The sequence below is a fragment of the Pseudobutyrivibrio sp. ACV-2 genome (genome assembly GCF_900107545.1).
Taxonomy (GTDB): domain Bacteria; phylum Bacillota; class Clostridia; order Lachnospirales; family Lachnospiraceae; genus Pseudobutyrivibrio.
Map to the genome: position 1 here is coordinate 1 of NZ_FNQZ01000010.1, position 17,693 is coordinate 17,693.

Sequence of the window (17,693 nt, forward strand, 5' to 3'; positions counted from 1 at the left end):
TGGGCCGTTACCTCACCAACTAGCTAATCAGACGCGGGTCCATCTTGTACCGATAAATCTTTTCACACTTTGTCATGCGACATCGTGCGCTTATGCGGTATTAGCAGTCGTTTCCAACTGTTGTCCCCCTGTACAAGGCAGGTTACCCACGCGTTACTCACCCGTCCGCCACTCAGTCAGTAAATCGTCACCCCGAAGGGATCGTAATAAACTGCTTCGTTCGACTTGCATGTGTTAAGCACGCCGCCAGCGTTCATCCTGAGCCAGGATCAAACTCTCATGTTAAAAAGTTTAATTCCGAATCAGTATAAAACTGACTTGTTTACTAATAAAGGTTTGTATTGTTTCGTCTAGAAACTAAATGAATTTCAAGGATACATGTTTTAAAAACTTGTATTAATTCAAGGTTTGTTTCACTGTTCAGTTATCAATCTTCTTATTTGTTGCTTTCAGCAGCAACTCGTTTATATTACCACGATGCTAGCTGTTTGTCAACAATTTTATTTAACTTCTTTTGAAATCATTCTGCCAACCTAGAAGAGTTAGCTTGTAAATAGTATCATTTGCCCAACTTTTTGTCAAGCGCTTTTTCTATTTTGTGCGTTTGTCATGAGATAACATAAACTTCACTTAAAGGCTTTAATCTCTCGCGACAGCTTGTTTATAATAGCATCCAGCTGATATCGTGTCAACAAGTTTTTTAGATATTTTAAACATTTTTCACAGTATAGCCATAAGAGCCTCAACTGAATCGTCAGATGTAGCCCAGCTAGTAGCAATTCTGACTACAGTATGACTTTCATCGTACTTCTCCCAGAACCCATATACAACTTTCTGACCAAATTCTTTGAGGGATTCATTATCCATCACTACAAATATTTGATTGGTTGGATTTTCCATGAACAGAGTATACCCTTTAGTTTTGAGACATTCTCTAATTTTATTAGCTTGTTCTATGGCATGACTTCCCATTTCCATATACAGGTCATCAGTAAACATTTCCGCAAACTGAACTCCAAGAAGTCGGCCTTTCGCTAATAGCGCACCGTGCTGTTTTATTTGAGTAATCATGTGTTTTGGTGTGTTTCCTTTAGTGAATACCACCGCTTCTCCGAATAACGCACCTACTTTTGTTCCGCCAATATAGAACACATCTGCATACGATGCTATATCAGCCATTGAAAGATCATCCTGTGCAGCAAGACCATAAGCAAGGCGCGCACCATCTATAAACAGTGGGATGTTATACTGTGCACATACAGATGATACAGCCTCTAACTCTGTTCGTGAATAGAGTGTTCCGTATTCAGTAGGATATGAAATGTAAACCATGCCAGGATTTACCATGTGCTCAGAACTGTCATCAGCGTAATGGTCTACAAGCATTTGTTTAAGTTCATCTGCGTCAAGCTTGCCCTGGTGAGCTGGTAATGTGATGACCTTATGGCCACTGTATTCTATAGCTCCTGCCTCATGAACAGCTACGTGTCCAGTGGCTGCAGCAACTACACCGTCATAATTAGATAACATTGAATCTATGACAACCTGATTAGTCTGTGTTCCACCTACGAGAAAATAAATATCGGCATTAGGACAATTAATATATTCTTTTATTTTAGTTTTCGCTGCTCTGCAAAAATCATCCTCGCCGTAACCTGGTGTTGAAATCATATTTGAATCACTTAAAGCCTTCAAAACTCTAGAGTGACATCCCTCTGCATAATCACATGAAAAGTATAACATCGCGGCAATCTCCATACATCTAAAGCTGTGCATTTCTATATACGTCTAAAACAAAAGGCAACCGCTTTCGCGATTGCCTATACTTAACGGAGAGGGTGGGATTCGAACCCACGCGCCCTTGCGGACAAACGGTTTTCAAGACCGCCTCGTTATGACCACTTCGATACCTCTCCATGTGTTTTTGATTGTGTATCTCTCGAACACGATTAGAATGATATCATCCGTTCAACCATATGTCAACATAATTTGAGAAGTTTTTTATTAAAATTTAAAATTCAGAAAATTACGACATTTTATGTCTTTTCTTGTCTTTTGAAGCTTAAAATAGCCTCTCCGAACGCCACATCTTCAGGTGTTGTAACTTTGATATTTGTGTAGGAGCCTTCTATCATGTGTACATCATGATTAGTTGCTTTTTCCACTATCATAGCATCATCAGTAATAGATGTATCTGCGTCAGCTATTACCTTATCGTAGGCAGATTTTATCAGCGTATACTCAAAACATTGGGGCGTTTGCACAATCCATACATTTTTTCTCTCTGGGGTATCCAGTACTTTACGGCTGTCATCCGTGAGTTTTACTGTATCTTTTGTAGGCATTCCTACCACACATGATTCATATAGAGTTACTGCAGACATACATCTGTGGATAATATCTGTAGTTACAAATGCTCTGGCACAATCGTGAATCAGAACATAACCATCATCTATAGCCTGAAGTCCTGAGTAAACAGAATTATATCGCTCTTCTCCTCCTTCAACTATAGCTATGCATTTATCAATGTGATATTTTTCAATTATTTCTGTACGACATTTTTCGATATCACCAGGAGCTACTACGAGAACAATCTGGGTACATTTGCTCTGCTGAAAGGTACGAAGACAGTGAACCATTAATGGAACACCGCCTAGTTTCATATATTGTTTTGGAATGTCCTGTTCCATGCGTTTGCCACTTCCGGCCGCAAGAACTATGGCTGTAAATTTGTTCATTTTATACCTCTTGAGTTACATACGGCGACATCCCGTCTATAAGTAAAGTCTAACGCTCCCCTAATTTAAGATTAGGGATAGCATTTAAATCCCAACCATCACGACGTCCTGCTAAAAACTCATAGTAAGCTGCTGCGCCAATCATAGCTGCATTATCTGTGCACAGTATAGGTGAAGGATGATAAAATTCAACACCTTTTTCTTTGCACATCTGTACCATTGCTGCGCGAAGTGTTTGATTTGAGGCAACACCGCCTGCTATGGCGAATTTGGTCATACCAAATTCATCGATAGCTAAAGCTGCATGCTCACAAAGAGTGTCAATTACCGTCTGTTGGAATGATGCTGCGACGTCCGCTTCGTTGATGGTCTCTCCCTTCATTTGGGCTCCGTTTATATAATTTAGAACCTGAGATTTAAGACCACTAAAGGAGAAATCGTAAACTCCATCAGTAACTTTTGGTCGTGTAAACTGAATGGCAAAAGGATCTCCCTCATGGGCCGCCTTTTCGATTTTAGGCCCGCCTGGGTACCCCAAGCCTATGGCACGAGCCACTTTGTCAAAAGCTTCTCCAGCCGCATCATCTCTGGTGCGACCTAATATTTCGTATTTACCATAGTCTGCAACCCTGACAAGATGGGTGTGACCACCTGAGACAACAAGGCACAGAAATGGTGGCTTTAATTCTTTATTTTCGATATAGTTTGCACTGATGTGGCCTTCGATGTGGTGAACACCAATAAGAGGCTTACCTGTTGCAAATGCAATAGCCTTTGCTTCAGCTACGCCTACAAGAAGAGCTCCAACAAGGCCCGGTCCATAGGTGACTGCTATGGCATCCATGTCATCAAGCCCCATATCAGCATCATCGAGCGCTTGCTCGATAACTTGATTAATTCGTTCAATATGTTTGCGGGAAGCGATTTCAGGAACAACTCCTCCGTATAGTGTATGAAGTGGTATCTGTGTGGATATCACATTACTTTTAACATCTCGTCCGTTGATAACTACCGCCGCCGCTGTTTCATCGCAGGAGCTTTCTATAGCGAGTATTTTTATTTCTTTAGTATCCATTTATTTCATCCTCTGTAGACAGTCTCCAGGTGAGAATCTTCCAGCGTCCTTTTGAATCTTTTCTTAGGCAGAAATCCTCATAGGTTCTGTCATAGGAACTGCCCTCTCTAATAAAATAATAGGCATGAACAAATGCGCACTCATATCCGTTGATAGTTTTGAATTGAACTTCCTTTGAATCACTGACAGTGGAAGATACTATCGTTCTGGATCTATTATGATAATCCTCAATCTCCAGATTCAGAGATGCCACATAGGTATCCCTTGGATTGTATTGAAGAAGTTCATCATCCATAAGAGTACGAGCCTGGTCTACCATTTGTTCTAGCTGATTTTGATTGAATTCTTCACCGTAGTAGGCTGTAATTATTCGATTGTACCATTTGACAACTGCTCTAGGAGTGGCAGGATAATCCGTACTAAAGTTTTTGGAAATAATAGCTTGAACCTCGGAAAGTTCAACGTTTTCATCAGCACGGGCTGTATCATTTCGATGTGACAGATAGGCATAGTAACCCACTATCAAAGAAACCATACAGATAACCGCTATTCCTATTCGCAGTACCTTTTTCATGCTTATTCCTCCGCAAAATCGAGCTCTAGAAACTTACCGTCCTCCCCAAGTTTTGCCTGTGGGAAAATATCACAAACCGCTTTCATGTATCTTTTATGACCTGTCATGGATGGCGAGAAGTGGGTGAGCCAAAGTTCGTTGACACCTGCCTCCTTTGCCACTTGGGCCGCTTCATAGAAAGTCATATGTTTATTCTGCTTTGCTTTTGCAAGCTTGTCCTCTTCGGCATACATACCTTCACATATCAAAAGATCTGAAGAGTCTGCTGCTTCTACTAAAGATTTTGTAGGTCTTGTATCAGTACAATATGTAACTTTGATTCCCTTTCTGGCCTGACCCATCACCATGTCTGGGGTGTAGGTTTTACCTTCAAATTCTACGGAACTGCCTTTTTGAAGTGGGTTCCATAGAGTAACAGGCAAGCCTAGAGATCTGGCTGCTTCTACGTCAAAACGGCCTTTTCTAGGGATATCTATAGTGTAGCCGTAACACAGCACATTGTGGTTGACTTTAAAAGCATGTATGTGATAGCCAAGAATTTCAATACGTTCGTCTGGCTGTGTCAACTCGTGAAAATTAATTTCAAATGGTAATTCAGGTGCGATAACTCTAAGAGAATTTACCACACGCTCAAGCCCTTTAGGGCCAATGATTGTAATGGGCTCTGTTCTGTCTGAGTTGCCCATGGAAAGCAATAGGCCTGGTAAACCGCTGACATGGTCAGCATGATAATGAGTAAGGCATATTACTGAAATGGGGTTTGGGGAGAAGCCTGCCTCACGCAGGGCAACTTGAGTACCCTCGCCGCAATCTATAAGAAGGCCTTCGCCGTTGAATCTGAATAAGCATGAGGTAAGCCACCTGTTTGGGAGAGGCATCATGCCGGCGGTGCCTAGTAAGCATATGTCTAGCATTTTTTGTAGGGTCCTTTCTAAAAAGGGTGTTGGATGATTGGTAAAGATGGAAGTTTGTTTAAGGCGGTAGGTACTCCCTCATCCGTCAGCTGGCGCTGACACCTTCCCCCAGAGGGGGAAGGCTTTCCACCTCATCCGGCCCTGGCGGGCCACCTTCCCCTCTGAGGGGAAGGCTTTAATATTTCTATATGTCTATGCGCATGCATAGGGCGTCTTCGGTTGGGTTGGAATAGAAGTATTTGCGGGTGCCGATGGATTCAAAGCCTAGGTGCTCGTAGAGTGCTCGGGCTGGGGCGTTTGAAACTCTTACCTCCAGGAAAATAGTTTCGATGGATTTTGCACGAAGTTCCTCAAAGCAATGGGTAAGCAGCATCCTGCCAAGGCCCTGGCCTCTGTATTCCTGTGAAACTACGATATCGGGAAGTTCTGACTCTGGTGGAGTCAAGTAAAAAACTGCAAAGCCCGCTATTTTCCCACCCTGCTCTGCCACCATGACAAAGGCATGGTCTGAACCTACAGCTTCCTGATAGGCATCTGCTTTCCATGGATTGCTCATGGAGGCAAGCTCTATAGCTGCAATACTTTCTATGTCATCTATCGTGGCATATCTAAAATCAAAAGCCATTAAGCTTTTCCTTCCTTTTCCATGCGTTCGCGCTCAGCCTGAGATAATCTAAGGTATTCAGGTCTATGGTCTGCTGCTGGTTCGCAGTCACCATTTTCGTAGTAAAGCTTTCCAAGAGTTGCTACAGAAGAAGCATGCTGACGATTAAGGTGAGCTGGTGCAAATCTGTAAGGAACTGTGATAAGTTCTGATATTTTATCTGTGAAAACTGACACACCATCCCCAAGGAATGTGACTGGCTGCCCGGTTTTATTAATTTGGTCTGCTATTTCAGCGAAGTCCACTGCGCACTGTGGTTTAACAACTGTAAACTGGCCATCTGCCTCAAAACTGTATAGACCGGTGTAAACTTGTCCTCGTCTGGCATCCATGATTGGGCAAATCAAAGTGTCACTGCCCCAAAGATTAAACGCTATGGCATCCACTGTGGGAACTGATACAATAGGGCATCCTAGTGAAAGACCTAATCCCTTGGCTGTGGCTGAAGCGATTCTAAGACCTGTAAATGAGCCTGGGCCTGCTGCAACAGCAATGGCATCAAGAGTGTTCAAATCAAGTTCTACCATCTTTGAAAGCTCATCCAGCATAGGAAGCAGCGTCTGAGAGTGAGTCTTTTTGTATCCTGTAGTGTACTCACCGATTAAATTGTCATCTTCTACAATGGCTACTGAGGCAACAAGGCCTGAGCCATCTATTCCTAATATTTTCATTGTTCTATATATGCTCTATCGTGATTTTACGATAGTCGAATCCTTTTTCTAGATTTTTCTCTATTGTGATCTGGATGTAGTGCTCTGGAAGGATTTCCTGGATGAGGTTTGCCCATTCAATAAGACATACTCCATCTCCATAAACATAATCCTCGTAGCCGATTTCATCCATCTCCTCTACGTCACCGATGCGGTAAACATCGAAGTGATAGAAAGGAAGCCTGCCTGTGTCGTATTCCTGCACTATAGTGAAGGTTGGACTGCAAATGGCTTCATCGATATTGAGGCCTGTTGCAAAGCCTTGGGTGAATACTGTTTTACCAACGCCAAGGTCACCTATAAGGGTGAAAACCTGACCAGGAGTTGATTCTTCCGCAAGCTTACGGCCTACCTCTTCTGTTTCTTCTGGTGTATTTGTTTCAAAAACTTCTATCATTTTATCTGTAGTTTATAATCCTCTACGTGTTTTTTGATGTAATCGATTGTCGGGCTATACACATCCTTTATATCTTCCTTTGGGATGATGTATGCATTGACACGATTGCTGTAAATAAGCAGGTATTCTTTCCAGGTGGAAATCTTGTAGATGTATTCCCATGGAAGCTCTGCAGGATCCTCTGAAGCTGGTGAAGAAACCATAATGCCTGATTCTGTCAGCTCATAAGTAAGGGGATGCTTGAACACCTCCTGAGTCATTTGATTTTTAACCCTGAGCTTTAGACTGCCAGGGATGTAGACAAGAAATATGATGGCTACCAGAGGATAAAACAGGCGATATATTGGAGAAAGCATTGAAAAACGCATAATCCAAACTGCTATTAAAAGAACAAATAGCACCACCGAAAGAATCCCTTGAGTGGAGGTATATGTGTGAAATAAATTAAATCTGTATAAATCCTGCTCATTAATCCTAACGCTAAACTTGATGTTGTTCATAATCAGAATCTCCCTATTTTTTATTAGTTTACCATAAATGCCGTTAAAAAAATAGCAACCACAAAAAAGTTGCCATTTGTCCAAATTTTATACACAAAAAAAGTGAGCCGAAACCCCTAACGACTCACTCAAACCATATCTCCTAAAAAGCACACTCACTGTTACTTTTCTATATTGAAAAGTATAGGTATTATGTCTAATAATGTCAACAGAAGCGGCCTTTTAGGGTATTATTTTGTAAAATTATAACAATTTTCAAACCAGAAAACTGTGTATGATTACAAGACTTAAACCTTTAAGTTTTCTTAGTTCTTCTTTTCTTTATTAAGCTTCATAGTCAGCGCTATACGTCCTTTTTTCTCATCAACTGACAAAACTTCTACATCTACAATGTCACCAACTGAAACAACCTCTAGTGGGTGCTTGATATAGCGGTCTGTCATCTGCGAAATGTGCACAAGACCATCCTGGTGTACACCGATGTCTATGAATGCACCAAAGTCGATTACATTTCTAACTGTACCTTTAAGCTGCATTCCAGGCTTAAGATCCTTCATTTCAAGGACGTCACTTTTTAGGATTGGCTTTGGCATGTCCTCACGTGGATCACGTCCCGGTTTTTCAAGTTCTTTAACGATATCCTCTAAAGTCATCTCACCAACACCAAGTTCTGTGGATAAAGCCTTGATATCAGAGATACTTTTGTGGATATCCTTAAGTGTACCTGCAGCTATATCTTTGGTGTTAAAGCCTAATTTTTCAAGAAGGGCTTTTGCAGCATCGTAGCTCTCTGGGTGTACCGCTGTGGCATCAAGAGGATTCTTTCCACCGATGATGCGCATAAAGCCTGCGCACTGTTCGAAGGCTTTGGGTCCAAGCTTTGGTACCTTTTTAAGCTCCGCTCTTGAATTGAAACGGCCATTAGCTTCACGGTACTCTACGATATTTTTCGCAATGGTCTTATTGATACCAGACACATATTCTAAGAGAGATGCAGATGCTGTGTTAAGATCCACACCAACTGCGTTAACGCAATCCTCAACTACACCTGCTAATGTTTCGTCCAATTTCTTTTGATTCATGTCGTGCTGATATTGTCCTACACCAACTGACTTTGGATCGATTTTAACAAGCTCTGCAAGTGGGTCCTGAAGACGGCGTGCCATTGATGTGGCACTACGCTGTCCTACATCGAAATTAGGAAATTCCTCCGTAGCAAGCTTGCTGGCTGAATATACAGATGCACCGGCTTCGTTAACGATGATATATTCTACCTTTTCAGGTATCTCTTTTAACATGTCTACAATAATCTGCTCTGACTCACGGCTGGCCGTTCCATTCCCCAGAGAAATAAGGGATACATTGTATTTTTTAATAAGGGCTTTGATAACTTTTTTAGTTTCTTCCACCTTATTCTGAGGAGCTGCTGGGTAAACAACAGTGGTATCCAACACCTTTCCTGTAGCATCGACTACTGCAATCTTGCAACCTGTTCTGAAGGCTGGATCCCAACCCAGTACATTTCGTCCTGCGATTGGAGGCTGCATAAGAAGCTGTGTAAGGTTTTTACCGAATACCTTGATAGCTCCATCCTCTGCAACCTCTGTAAGATTGTTTCTGATTTCATTTTCTATTGATGGCGCAATAAGTCTTGTGTAGGCATCTTCGATAGTAGTGATAAGAGCCTGATTCGTATTTACGTTATCCTTTGTGATAATCTTTTTTTCTAAATATCTAAGTATATCCTCTACTGGGGCTTCTATAGATACCTTTAGAATCTTTTCCTTTTCACCACGATTGAGAGCAAGGATACGATGTCCAGGAAGCTTTGCAATAGCTTCATCATAATCGTAGTAATTTTCGTAAACGGATTCTGCCTCTGCATCCTTTGCTTTAGATACGATGCGACCATTTTTAAAAGTCTTTTCGCGAATCCATGTACGATAATCTGCGTCATCTGAAATGCTTTCAGCAATGATGTCGCATGCTCCTGCGATAGCATCCTCTGCAGTGGTCACCTCTTTTTCCGGATTAATGAAGGCTTTAGCTTCTTCCTCAAGTGATTTATTTGTCATCTGGAGAATGATGATATTGGCAAGTGGCTCTAAGCCCTTTTCCTTTGCGATGGTTGCGCGGGTACGACGCTTTGGTCTGTATGGACGATATAAATCGTCAACTGCAACCTGAGTAGTTGCCTCTAAGATAGCTTTTTTAAGCTCCTCTGTGAGAAGTCCCTGTTCCTCAATTGAAGCAAGACAAGTAGCCTTTTTATCTTCAAGATTACGTAAATACGTAAGACGTTCTGAAAGGGCACGAAGTTGCTCGTCGTTTAAGCCCCCTGTTACTTCCTTACGATATCTTGAAATAAAAGGGACTGTGTTTCCTTCGTCCAAAAGCTGTACTGCTGCATCTACCTGAGCCTGTCTTACCTGAAGCTCGGATGCTATTTGTTTAGTAATATCCATACTTTAACTCTCTTTTCTATTAATTATTTGTTAAACGCGTTTTTCTTTATCCAATTGGATGTACGCATTACTATTTCTGCTGCAAGGGTGCTAAGTATAACGAAAAGCATAAACAGCACCACAAAGTCTTTATTACCATAGTCTGTCACGTCACGATAATAGAAGAATAATATCATGATTGCATGATGTGTAAGTATAACATACCAGCTGATTTTGGATATGTATGCTATCACTTTATAGAATGTTTTTTCTGGGGAAACATCAACATCCCTCAAGAGTACAAACAGTGTGATAGCCATGGCTGCATAGAATATTTCTTTGATTTCCAACGAAAAATCAACAGGCATCATTTGTGGCATATAGCCTGCAATCATAAAATAAACAAGTGCTGCTATGAATATAATCAGGCTGATAGTCCTGGCTGGAGGCGAGAATGTTTTGTCGCCAAAATATTTGTACAGGAACATGCCAAGATAAAAATATACCACTACAAAAAGCGGATTTTTAAATACCTCAAGTGGGAATGGATTTCGTACGTAAAGGACAAATGCCGACCAGATAACTAACGCTGCCAAAGTGATTTTATCAAACCTGTGAAGCAGTCTGGACAAAAGAGGGAACAGCAAATAGCATATGACAATGCAGGACATAAACCACTCTCCTATCATGTAGAAATTGGAATGGAGCTGGTTCATAACACCATCAATACCCAGAATAGTATCTATAAATGTATAGGTTCTGGAATAGTAGCCAGGGGTCTTGTTATTCACAAAGAAATATAAGAAAAACATCATGAAATATGCTACATAAAAAGGTATGTAAATACCCTTGAAGCGCCTGATAAAATAATCCTTTAGAGGGATGTTTTCCTCATGGTTGTGCATCAGGGCGTAGCCTGAAATCAGAAACAGAGAAATGCTGGCCGGTCTGGCCATGATATTGAAAAAATAATTCATGTCGGCCATGATTTTCTCCTGGCCGCCTGCTGTAAGCAGATAGCTTATGGTGTAGTGATAGGCAAAAATAAACAATACCCCTATTACTCTAAGTATATCTAAACCGAATATTCGCTTCTTCATTAGGAAAGCTCCTTTAAAAAATTTCTTTAATAAGTATAGTAAAACAGGGCATAAAAAAGCAAGCAGAAACCAATACAGATGGTTTCTACTTGCTTTTAATTGCATGATTCATCCGTCACCTAAAAGGCGACACTTTTCACTTATCGCTGAAGGCTAAATGGCTAGATGGTTTCTACGTTTCGTGTAGCTACTACATCTACCCCTGTTCCGCAGACATCTTTTACTACCACGTCTCCAATATGAATTGGAGCCTTCATAACTGCTGCATCAATCTCTTTCATTACATCAGCTATTTTGTCCTTTGGAATGTTGGACTTTGTTTTGACTGATACACGAGGCTTGTCGCCGCCTAGGATAACAGCTGTAGATGTAACTGTTCTCTCTGGATGAGTTACCTCGTTTTTAGCGTAATTCTCTCCACTTTTGCAGGTGTTACCTGTTACAGATGTAACCTCACCATTTTCTAATTCTACTGTAATCGCACAACCCATTGGGCAGCCGATACATGTTAACTCTCTTTTTTCCATTTTATCTTCTGCCTCCTACTTACTCTGCTTCGATTTTAACTGTAATTTTCTTAAGCTCTGGTTTTGCTGAAAGCTTATCTTTAAGAAGAATAACCTGTTCCATTTCACCTGGAGCCATAATACGTTTTTTGTTGTGCATTACACGCTCATCATCAAAGTAAACGCTGACATATGAATCCTTGTATACTGCACCAACTCTGAAACGAACTGTGAGCTTGTCGTCCATTCTGTCTACATTGATTGTAGATGGAACTGTATATCTGGCGCCATCTGTGGCAACGATTTCGATGTCTGCCGCGCCATCTGAGAGCTCACCTTTTACAAATTTTGCTGCGTTTTGGCCAGCTCTATCTGCTTCCTCGGAAACATAGTCAACAAGATCATGTACATGAAGGACATTTCCGCAGGCGAATACGCCAGGGATGTTGGTCTCAAGTGACTCATTTACGATAGGGCCGCTTGTGATAGGACTCATCTCTACACCAGCAGTTCTTGAAAGCTCATTTTCTGGAATAAGTCCGCAAGAAAGAAGCAGTGTATCACAGGTATATCTTTCCTCTGTGCCAGGAATTGGCTTGCCCTTATTATCAACTGCTGCAATTGTAACGGCTGTAAGGTGTTCCTTGCCTTCGATATCTACAACTGTGTGTGAAAGCTTAAGAGGAATACCAAAATCATCAAGACACTGAACTATATTTCTTTTTAAGCCGCCTGAATATGGCATAAGCTCAGCAACCACTTTAACCTTGGCGCCTTCGAGTGTCATACGACGAGCCATGATAAGTCCGATATCGCCTGAACCAAGGATTACTACCTCACGGCCTGGCATATATCCCTCAATATTCACAAGGCGCTGAGCTGTACCTGCAGAGAAAATACCTGCCGGTCTGTAGCCTGGAATATTTAAAGCTCCTCTTGGACGCTCTCTACATCCCATGGCAAGGATAACTGCACCAGCCTTAATCTGATACATTCCATCCTCACGGCTCATGGCAGTAACAACTCTGTCGCTTGAGATATCCATAACCATGGTGTTGAGCTTGTACTCAATTTTTGCATCGAGAACCTTTTCAATAAAACGGTATGCATATTCAGGGCCTGTGAGCTCCTCTTTAAAAGTATGAAGTCCAAAACCATTGTGGATGCACTGGTTAAGGATTCCACCCAACTCTTTATCACGTTCTAATATAAGAATTTTATCTACACCAGCGTTTCTGGCTGCAACAGCTGCTGCAAGTCCTGCTGGGCCACCGCCAACAATAACAATATCATAATTCAACATTATTGCTCGCCTCCCTTCTGATTCTTGGTGCGCTCAATTACGATGTTTGAACGTCCACCGCTCTTTGTGATTTCTTCGTAGTTAAGGCCGAGCTCTCTATGAAGAATTTCCATTGTTTTAGGAGAACAGAAACCTGCCTGGCATCTTCCCATTCCAGCACGTGTTCTTCTCTTAACTCCGTCTAATGAACGAGCGCCAAGTGGTCTGTGGATTGCATCAAGGATTTCTCCCTCAGATATAGATTCGCAACGACAAATAATATTGCCATATGCTGGATTTTTCTTGATTAATTCGTTTCTTTCTTCAATTGTTAATTCTGATGGGTTCATGACATCTTTTCTGGTGCTAATCCAGTTTGCCTTTGGTGTAAGTCCCATCATATCCTTTAACATATTTCCTACCATCTCGCCTATAGCTGGGCTTGATGTAAGACCTGGGGATTCAATTGCAGCTACATCGATAAAGTGTGGTGCACCATCTACTTCGCCTATGATAAACTCGTGGCGTGCCTCGTGGGCACGAAGACCAGCAAAGGATGTGATAACCTTTCTCATTGGAAGGTTCTTTACATGGTCATTTGCCTTTGCAATAAGATCATTGATACCAGCTGCTGTAGTATTTGTTCCCTCTTTATCCTCGATATCGATGGCAGTAGGGCCAACGATAAGATTTCCATGAACAGTAGGTGAAACCAAAACACCTTTACCAAGATTGGTAGGCTGTGGGAAGATAGTATGAGAAACATGTGTACCTACTTCCTTGTCTAATAGACAATAGTCACCACGTCTTGGGATGATTTCGATTTTATCATCTGGTTTACTTACCATGTTGTGGATTACACCAGAATGAACACCTGCTGCATTTACAACATATTTTGAAACATACTCACCGTTGTTGGTGCGAATGTGCCATAGTCCATCTTCATCTTTTTTAATATCTTCTACCTTTGTATTAAATCTAAAGTCTACTCCATTTACATTTGCATTTTCTGCCATTGCAATACATAGCTTGAATGGGCAGATAATACCGCCAGTTGGTGCATATAATGCTCCTTCTACATTGTCAGAAAGGTTTGGCTCCATCTCAAGGGCTTCCTCACGGGTGAGAATTTTAAGGCCCTTAACCCCATTTTTAACGCCCCTATCATAGAGGTCCTGTAGGCCTGGAAGAGCCTCCTTGTGGATACAAACAACCATAGAACCGTTTCTTTTGAACGGAATGTCCAAATCACGGCAGAGGTCGTCCATCATCTCATTTCCGCGTACGTTTAATTTTGCCATCAGTGAACCGGCTGCAGCATCAAAGCCTGCGTGCACAATTGCAGAATTTGCTTTCGATGTACCCTCACAAACATCTTCACACTTTTCAAGAACACAGACGCCCACTTCAAAACGTGAGAGTTCTCTTGCAATTGCGCTACCAGAAACGCCTGCGCCTATGATTATGACATCATACAACATATTATCTTCTCCTATTTTCTAATTTTTTTGAAAAAAGGAGTCGGTGATTAAACGCACGTACAAATGCGTTCAATACCGACTCCAATCCTCAGCGTATCAATAATTTAGTTATAAATGGCTTCAGTATTGACTACTGAAATTCTTATATGTTTATTCTAGCCGAACATCTGGGCAGCTGCAAGTACATTATAAAGAAGAGATGCAACAACACCACCACAGATAGGAGCTACTAGAGGAATCCAACCATATCCCCAGTTAGCGTTCTTCTTGCCAAAGCTTGGAGCAAGGAGCTGATAAGCTAAACGAGGAGCTGAATCTCTTGCTGCATTCATAGCGTATCCTGTAAGGCCACCAAATGAAGCACCACAAGCAACGATTACACCGTATACAAGTACCCAAACAACACGGTCAGCGCCTGCTGGAATAAGAGCAAGTGTGAATACAAGTACGAATGTAGCTACAAACTCTGAAAGGAAATTAAGTACTGTGTTTGGTATAGAAGGTCCAGTACAGAAGCATCCTCTAACTACATCATCATTAGCTGTTGCTCTGATGTGATCACCATAGAGGCAAATAAGGATAGCTGCGCCAACGAAACCACCAAGCATCTGTGCAACAATCTGTCCTGGAACTGTGCTCCAGTCACCGCTTCTGATAGCGATGCCGATTGTAACTGCAGGGTTGAATGCTGATGGACATCCTGTAAAGTTGCTCATTGCAAATGCAGGAACCATAACTGCCATTCCCCAACCGATGAGGATGTGAACTACTCCGCCACCCTTGAAGCCTGATTTCTCAAGTGATGTGTTACAGCAAACACCATCGCCTAGTAAAACCAGCAAGATAGTACCAATAAACTCACCTACGTAAACTGACATAATAATTTCCCCCTTTATTTAATTTTTATTCCTTAGCCCAACCACGTGTTGCTGCTACAGCCTTTGACCAGCCCTTGATAGCCGCTGTTCTGTCAGCATTTGTCATCTCTGGCTTGAACTCGCGGTCAACAGACCAGTTCTTGATAACATCTTCCTTGCTCTTCCAGTAACCAACCGCAAGACCTGCAAGGTAAGCTGCACCCATAGCTGTTGTCTCAACACAGCTTGGACGAAGTACATCAGTGTTGATGATATCAGACTGGAACTGCATCAAGAAGTTGTTGTTTGATGCACCACCATCGACCTTTAATGCTGTAAGGTGCTTGCCTGAATCAAGCTCCATAGCATGTAAAACATCGTATGTCTGATATGCTAATGACTCAAGTGTTGCTCTGATGAGGTGATATTTGTTAACACCACGTGTAAGGCCTGTGATAGCTCCACGTGCGTATGGATCCCAGTATGGTGCACCAAGTCCTGTAAATGCAGGTACAACATAGCAACCATTTGTATCCTTTACGCGAGTAGCGAAGTACTCTGAATCTGGTGAAGAATCAACAATCTTTAATTCATCACGGAGCCACTGGATAGCAGCACCAGCTACATATACAGAACCTTCAAGAGCATATGTAACCTTGCCATCAAGTCCCCAAGCGATAGTAGTAAGAAGGTCATTCTTAGAGAAGATTGGCTTTTCACCTGTGTTCATAAGCATGAAGCAACCTGTACCATAGGTGTTCTTTGCTTCACCTTCTTTGTAGCAGGTCTGTCCAAAAAGAGCTGCCTGCTGGTCACCTGCAGCACCTGCGATACGAATAGGGCCGCCAAAGAATTCTGGATCTGTCTCACCATAGATAAAGCTTGAAGGCTTAGCCTCTGGAAGCATACTCTTTGGAATCTCAAGAATCTGGCAAAGCTCGTCATCCCACTCAAGTGTATTGATATTGAATAACAATGTACGAGATGCATTTGAGTAATCTGTAACGTGTACTTTGCCCTTTGTAAGCTTGTAGATTAACCAAGAATCTACAGTACCAAAGGCAAGCTCGCCCTTTTCTGCTCTTTCACGAGCACCTTCAACATTGTCAAGAATCCAACGGATTTTTGTACCAGAGAAATAAGGGTCAAATTTAAGACCTGTCTTCTGCTGGAATTTTTCAACGATACCAGGAATTTTGCCCTTCATCTGCTCTGCAAAATCTGCAGTACGACGGCACTGCCATACGATAGCGTGTGTGATAGGCTGTCCTGTTGCTCTATCCCAAACGATAACGGTTTCACGCTGGTTTGTGATACCGATAGCTGCAATATCTTCTGATTTTGCTCCAACTTTTCTCATAGCTTCACGTGCTACTGAAAGCTGTGTCTGCCAGATTTCGTTTGCGTCGTGTTCAACCCAACCTGGCTGTGGAAAATACTGTGTAAATTCCTTTTGTGCAACAGAACACATCTCACCTTTTTCATTGAAAAGAATACATCTGTTGCTAGTTGTTCCTGCGTCGAGAGCCATTACATATTTTGCCATTATTACTCCTCCTTTTTCCTCGCCTTTTGGCATTGGCCTAAAAATTTCGGAGCGGCTATCAAATACACTTAAAGCTTCCATACCTCTTGGTTTGTGGTTGATACGGCAAGCACCCCATTATTAAGTGCATTCATTACGTCATCTCGGTCGCTAATAAGTCCCCCTGCTAGAACTGGGACTCTGCTGACATCCTTTACTCTTTTAATAATCTTAGGTAAGACTATACCTGGGAGTATTTCGATGACATCTGGCTGAGATATTCCGTGGCGGTCCTGCTTTTCGATATTAACAAGAGCCATGCTGTCGATTACGAAATATCTGAGCACTGTATATAAGCCCAACTCCTTTGCCCTTCCGATAAGGTTACCCTTTGTGGTGATAATTCCATCTGCCTGGGTATTATTTTTGATAAAGTCGACTGAGATTTCTTTGGTGTTATTAAGACCTGTTATCAGGTCTAGATGCACCATAGCAATTTTGCCTGCAGACTTAACACGATTTACGATTTGCGGTATCGTGCAGACATCTCCATATAAAATGAAAATGATTTCGCATTCAGTCTCAAGGGCTTCGGTTAAACCTGAGTCGTCTTTTATGGCTGCTATAACTGGATTTGCTTCCAATTTTTGAATGAACTCTCTATGCATTATTTACACTCCATACTACCCTCATGCATTTAGGCACAAAAAAAGAACATGCCTAATGATGCAAGAGCTCATCTCTTGAAACAGCCACATTCTCATCTCTCACGGGCATTTATTAACTTTTATAAGTTAATGATACACGACAGCAGGGTAAAATTCAACATAATTTTTTCACGATTTCTACATTAATTGTACATAATTGATAAATATTGCTATTGTATACAGTGATTTAAGAAGTAAATATAGATAATTAGAAGATTA

The 17,693-nt window shown here is 41.7% G+C and carries 17 protein-coding genes, 1 tRNA gene and 1 rRNA gene; all 19 read right to left on the reverse strand.

Features of this window, described 5'->3' with window-relative positions; translation table 11 throughout:
- Positions 1 to 285, reverse strand: a 16S ribosomal RNA gene (locus BLV53_RS11205); the annotation flags it as partial.
- 435 nt (positions 286 to 720) lie between these two features.
- Positions 721 to 1,743 carry a threonine aldolase family protein gene (locus BLV53_RS11210; protein ID WP_090300872.1) on the reverse strand — a complete coding sequence of 341 codons (1,023 nt, stop codon included), beginning with the start codon at positions 1,741 to 1,743 and terminating at the stop codon, positions 721 to 723.
- An 87-nt stretch (positions 1,744 to 1,830) separates the two neighbouring features.
- Positions 1,831 to 1,916, reverse strand: a tRNA-Ser gene (locus tag BLV53_RS11215).
- A 120-nt stretch (positions 1,917 to 2,036) separates the two neighbouring features.
- Positions 2,037 to 2,738 (reverse strand): 2-C-methyl-D-erythritol 4-phosphate cytidylyltransferase, encoded by a 702-nt coding sequence (gene ispD / locus BLV53_RS11220; RefSeq protein ID WP_090300874.1) that lies wholly within the window; start codon positions 2,736 to 2,738, stop codon positions 2,037 to 2,039.
- A gap of 49 nt (positions 2,739 to 2,787) precedes the next feature.
- Complete coding sequence (gene tsaD / locus BLV53_RS11225; RefSeq protein WP_090300876.1) at positions 2,788 to 3,813, reverse strand: tRNA (adenosine(37)-N6)-threonylcarbamoyltransferase complex transferase subunit TsaD; 1,026 nt, start codon at positions 3,811 to 3,813, stop codon at positions 2,788 to 2,790.
- The gene (locus tag BLV53_RS11230; RefSeq protein ID WP_090300879.1) at positions 3,803 to 4,387 is read right to left on the reverse strand and encodes a DUF6715 family protein; all 585 of its coding nucleotides are present in this window, start codon (positions 4,385 to 4,387) and stop codon (positions 3,803 to 3,805) included. Before BLV53_RS11230 ends, tsaD begins: the two co-directional genes overlap by 11 nt.
- A gap of 2 nt (positions 4,388 to 4,389) precedes the next feature.
- Positions 4,390 to 5,301, reverse strand: a complete 912-nt coding sequence (locus BLV53_RS11235; RefSeq protein ID WP_090300881.1) for a ribonuclease Z — start codon at positions 5,299 to 5,301, stop codon at positions 4,390 to 4,392.
- A gap of 184 nt (positions 5,302 to 5,485) precedes the next feature.
- Positions 5,486 to 5,926, reverse strand: coding sequence for a ribosomal protein S18-alanine N-acetyltransferase (gene rimI / locus BLV53_RS11240; RefSeq protein WP_090300883.1), 441 nt, complete (start codon positions 5,924 to 5,926; stop codon positions 5,486 to 5,488).
- Positions 5,926 to 6,636, reverse strand: a complete 711-nt coding sequence (gene tsaB, locus BLV53_RS11245) for a tRNA (adenosine(37)-N6)-threonylcarbamoyltransferase complex dimerization subunit type 1 TsaB (RefSeq protein WP_090300885.1) — start codon at positions 6,634 to 6,636, stop codon at positions 5,926 to 5,928. The genes rimI and tsaB overlap by 1 nt, the downstream gene beginning before the upstream one ends.
- Positions 6,637 to 6,640: 4 nt before the next feature.
- A complete protein-coding gene (gene tsaE / locus BLV53_RS11250; RefSeq protein WP_090300887.1) occupies positions 6,641 to 7,072 on the reverse strand; it encodes a tRNA (adenosine(37)-N6)-threonylcarbamoyltransferase complex ATPase subunit type 1 TsaE in 432 nt (143 codons plus the stop codon).
- Positions 7,069 to 7,572 carry a YcxB family protein gene (locus BLV53_RS11255; RefSeq protein ID WP_090300889.1) on the reverse strand — a complete coding sequence of 168 codons (504 nt, stop codon included), beginning with the start codon at positions 7,570 to 7,572 and terminating at the stop codon, positions 7,069 to 7,071. Before BLV53_RS11255 ends, tsaE begins: the two co-directional genes overlap by 4 nt.
- 305 nt (positions 7,573 to 7,877) lie before the next feature.
- Positions 7,878 to 10,037, reverse strand: coding sequence for a Tex family protein (locus BLV53_RS11260; RefSeq protein WP_090300893.1), 2,160 nt, complete (start codon positions 10,035 to 10,037; stop codon positions 7,878 to 7,880).
- Between the two features lie 23 nt (positions 10,038 to 10,060).
- Complete coding sequence (locus tag BLV53_RS11265) at positions 10,061 to 11,116, reverse strand: acyltransferase family protein (RefSeq protein ID WP_170830834.1); 1,056 nt, start codon at positions 11,114 to 11,116, stop codon at positions 10,061 to 10,063.
- 161 nt (positions 11,117 to 11,277) lie between these two features.
- Entirely contained in the window at positions 11,278 to 11,643 is a 366-nt protein-coding gene (locus tag BLV53_RS11270; protein ID WP_090300897.1) for a DUF1667 domain-containing protein, read from the reverse strand.
- A 19-nt stretch (positions 11,644 to 11,662) separates the two neighbouring features.
- Positions 11,663 to 12,925 (reverse strand): NAD(P)/FAD-dependent oxidoreductase, encoded by a 1,263-nt coding sequence (locus BLV53_RS11275; RefSeq protein ID WP_090300899.1) that lies wholly within the window; start codon positions 12,923 to 12,925, stop codon positions 11,663 to 11,665.
- Positions 12,925 to 14,382, reverse strand: a complete 1,458-nt coding sequence (locus tag BLV53_RS11280) for an NAD(P)/FAD-dependent oxidoreductase (RefSeq protein WP_090301070.1) — start codon at positions 14,380 to 14,382, stop codon at positions 12,925 to 12,927. The genes BLV53_RS11275 and BLV53_RS11280 overlap by 1 nt, the downstream gene beginning before the upstream one ends.
- A gap of 158 nt (positions 14,383 to 14,540) precedes the next feature.
- Positions 14,541 to 15,263 carry an MIP/aquaporin family protein gene (locus tag BLV53_RS11285; RefSeq protein ID WP_090300901.1) on the reverse strand — a complete coding sequence of 241 codons (723 nt, stop codon included), beginning with the start codon at positions 15,261 to 15,263 and terminating at the stop codon, positions 14,541 to 14,543.
- Positions 15,264 to 15,288: 25 nt separating this feature from the next.
- The gene (gene glpK, locus BLV53_RS11290; RefSeq protein ID WP_090301072.1) at positions 15,289 to 16,788 is read right to left on the reverse strand and encodes a glycerol kinase GlpK; all 1,500 of its coding nucleotides are present in this window, start codon (positions 16,786 to 16,788) and stop codon (positions 15,289 to 15,291) included.
- 68 nt (positions 16,789 to 16,856) lie between these two features.
- Positions 16,857 to 17,435, reverse strand: coding sequence for a glycerol-3-phosphate responsive antiterminator (locus tag BLV53_RS11295; protein WP_090300902.1), 579 nt, complete (start codon positions 17,433 to 17,435; stop codon positions 16,857 to 16,859).
- Positions 17,436 to 17,693: the final 258 nt, after the last annotated feature.